A 3,030-nucleotide genomic window follows, 5' to 3' on the forward strand; every position below is an offset into this window, starting at 1 on the left:
CCCCGGGACCGACGGCTCCGGGATCGTCGTGACCTCCGCGAACGGCCGCCGCTGGGCCGTCGGTCCCGGGGGCGGGAGTGCTCAACCTGAACGTGTTCACGCCCGACGCCGACCCGGAGGCCGGCCTGCCGGTGCTCGTGTGGATCCACGGCGGGGGGTACGTGGCGGGTTCGGCGGCGAGTCCCTGGTACGACGGGGCCGCGTTCAACCGGGACGGCGTCGTGCTCGTGTCGCTCGGCTACCGGCTGGGCATCGAGGGGTTCCTCCACCTGGAGGGCGCGCCGGACAACCGGGGGGTACGGGACTGGATCGCGGCCCTGGAGTGGGTGCGGGAGAACATCGCGGCCTTCGGCGGCGACCCGGCCAAGGTGACCGTCGCCGGGCAGTCGGCGGGCGGCGGCGCCGTGCAGACCCTGCTCGCCGTCCCCTCCGCCCGGGGCCTGTTCCGGGGCGCACTGTCCGTCTCCGGGGCGGTCATGCGGCCCGACGGCCCCGAGGTCGCCCGCGCCGCGGCCCGGCTCTTCACCTCCCGTACCGGCGTCCCCGCCGCCGTCGGCGCCCTCCGCGACCTGACCGACGACGAACTCCTCGACCTCCAGGACCGCATGTCCGAACCCGGCCCCGACCGCGAGGGCCTGCCGCCGATGCTGGCCCTCGCCCCCTTCGCCGACGGCGACCTGATCCCCGTACCCGTCCTGGACGCCCTGACGACGGGCGACGCGGGCGCCGACGTGCCGCTGATGCTCGGCTTCACCGAGGACGAGTTCTCGATGATCCCCGCGCCCGGCCCCGACGGTCCGCCGCTGTCCGTCCTCCTCGGGGGGCTCGGCCTCGACCCCGCCAGGGTCGACGACTTCGCCGAGGCGTACGCGGCGGGCGGTGAGGAACGGTACTTCGGCCAGGCGCTGACGGACACCGTCTTCCGCGCCCCGAACCTCGCCGTCGCGGACGCCCGCGCCGCGCGTGAACGTCCCACCTGGTTCTACGAGTTCCGCTGGCGGTCCCCGGCGCTCGGGCTCGCCTTCCACTGCCTGGACCTGCCCTTCGCCTTCGACCTCCTCGACGCCGAGGGCGTCGCGGCCGTCGCCGGGGACGCGCCGCCGCGCGCGCTCGCCGACGCGATGCACCGGGCCTGGGTCGCCTTCGTCACCGACCAGGACCCGGGCGCCGACTGGCCGCGCTACACCTCCGCGGAACGCGCCACGAAGATCTGGGACGCGGAGTCCCGGATCGCCGCGGACCCCGTGCACCGGGTCCGCTCGCTCTGGCTCGACCGAGCCGACCGGGCGTCCCACGGGGCCGGCTGACGCGCCGTGCGGTCCGGGCGCCGGACGGGGGCGACCCGGGCCCGGGTTCAGGACGTGCCGCGGGAGAGGCCGGCCGCCAGGCCCGCGAGCAGGACCGCGAGGCCCGCGTCGAACATCTCGGCGGGGTCCTGCTCCGAGGCGTTCCCGACGACGTGCGCGAGCGTGGGATAGCGGCCGGTGGCGAGCATGCGGGCGAGGTAGGGGCCCGTCGCCGCCCGCCACTGGCTCTCCGTGAGGCCGCTCGCGCGTTCCACGCGCCGCTCCGCGACCTCGTGGCGGACCGCTCCGAAGACGTAGCCGTTCACCGCCTGCAGGGCCTGCATCAGCGTGTCGGGGTCGTCGCCGATCCCGGGCGCGGAGCGCAGTGCCGCCAGGGTCGCCTCCATGTGGGCGAGGGCCGAGGGTCCCACCTGGGGGCGGCCGCCGAGGAGGTCGGCGAGCCACTCGTGGCGGAGGGCGGTGTCCCTGAAGCCGCGGGCGAGGGACCTCACCCCCGCCTGCCAGTCGCCGCCCGCGGCCGGTGGCGGCGCGGGGATCTCCCCGTACACCGCGTCGACCATCAGGTCGAGGAGTTCCTCCTTGGTGTCCACGTAGCGGTAGAGCCGCATGGGACCCGCGTCGAGCGCGCCCGCGACCTTGCGCAGCGACACCGCCTGCAGTCCGTCGACGTCGGCAAGACCGATCGCGGCCCGCACGATCCTCTCGCGGCTCAGCGGGCTCAGCGTCGAACGCGAGGCCGGTTCGGGCCGTTCCCAGATGAGCATCCGTGCGTCCTTTCCTCGCTCCTTGTCGATACAGTGTATCTTGCCGATACGGTGTATCGAATCAATGGGAGGGCAGAGCCGTGCCACGTATCGCCATCGTCGGAGCCGGGCCCGGCGGCCTGCTCCTCGCCCGCGTCCTGCACCTGCACGGCATCGAAGCCGTCGTCCACGAACGCGACGCGTCGCCCGACGCCCGCACCCAGGGCGGCATGCTCGACCTCCACGCCGAGAGCGGCCAACGCGCCCTGCGCGAGGCCGGACTGGAAGCGGCGTTCCTCCGCATGGCCCGGCGCGAGGGTCAGGACATGCGCCTGCTCGACCACACCGGGAGACTCCTCCTCCAGGAGGACACCCCCGAGGACGCGCCCATGGACCGCCCCGAAGTCGACCGTGCCGACCTGCGCGCGATCCTCCTGGACTCACTGCCGCCGAGCGCGATCGCCTGGGGGCGCGGCCTCCGGCACGCCGAGGCCCTGCCCGAGGGCCGCCACCGCCTGCACCTCACCGACGGCAGCACCGCCGAATGCGACCTGCTCGTCGGCGCGGACGGCGCGAACTCACGCGTGCGCCCGCTGCTCACCGACGCCCGCCCGGCCCACCTCGGCGCCCACGTCATCGAGACGGGCATCCCCGACCTCGCCCGTACACGCCCCGACCTGGCGGCGAGGGTGGGACGCGGGAACTACTGGGCCTTCGGACCCGACCGGTCACTGTCCGCGCAGCTCAACGGGGACGGCCGGCTGCGCGTCTACCTCACCTTCCACGGCCCCGAGGACTGGCTCGCCACCTGCGGAATCGACTTCGACGACCCGGCCGGCGCCCGGGCCCGGCTGGCGGGCCTGTTCGCCGACTGGGCCCCGCAGTTCACCGAACTGATCGACGCCTGCGACGACACCGTCGTCCCCCGCACCCTCGCCACCCTGCCGGTCGGCCTCACCTGGCCCCACACGCGCGGCGTC

3 protein-coding genes are annotated in these 3,030 nt (G+C 75.0%); 2 read left to right on the plus strand and 1 reads right to left on the minus strand.

Annotation, left to right across the window (positions count from 1 at the left end; all coding sequences use genetic code 11):
* Nucleotides 1-77: 77 nt before the first annotated feature.
* Nucleotides 78-1,307, plus strand: a complete 1,230-nt coding sequence (locus tag CCN56_RS36985; RefSeq protein ID WP_256962368.1) for a carboxylesterase/lipase family protein — start codon at nt 78-80, stop codon at nt 1,305-1,307.
* Between the two features lie 47 nt (nt 1,308-1,354).
* Here the strand turns inward: CCN56_RS36985 and CCN56_RS36990 are convergent, their stop codons facing one another.
* Complete coding sequence (locus CCN56_RS36990) at nt 1,355-2,071, minus strand: TetR/AcrR family transcriptional regulator (protein ID WP_086832098.1); 717 nt, start codon at nt 2,069-2,071, stop codon at nt 1,355-1,357.
* An 80-nt stretch (nt 2,072-2,151) separates the two neighbouring features.
* On the opposite strand from CCN56_RS36990, the gene CCN56_RS36995 reads away from it, so the two are divergent.
* The coding region (locus CCN56_RS36995) for an NAD(P)/FAD-dependent oxidoreductase (protein WP_086832099.1) at nt 2,152-3,030 on the plus strand (879 nt) is incomplete at its 3' end.

This window comes from Streptomyces sp. NRRL B-24572 (assembly GCF_002156145.1).
GTDB classification, from domain to species: domain Bacteria; phylum Actinomycetota; class Actinomycetes; order Streptomycetales; family Streptomycetaceae; genus Streptomyces; species Streptomyces vietnamensis.

Excerpts from the sequence above, each read along its gene's own strand:
- CCN56_RS36990 (WP_086832098.1), bottom strand. The coding sequence starts at position 2,071 with ATGCTCATCTGGGAACGGCCCGAACCGGCCTCGCGTTCGACGCTGAGC.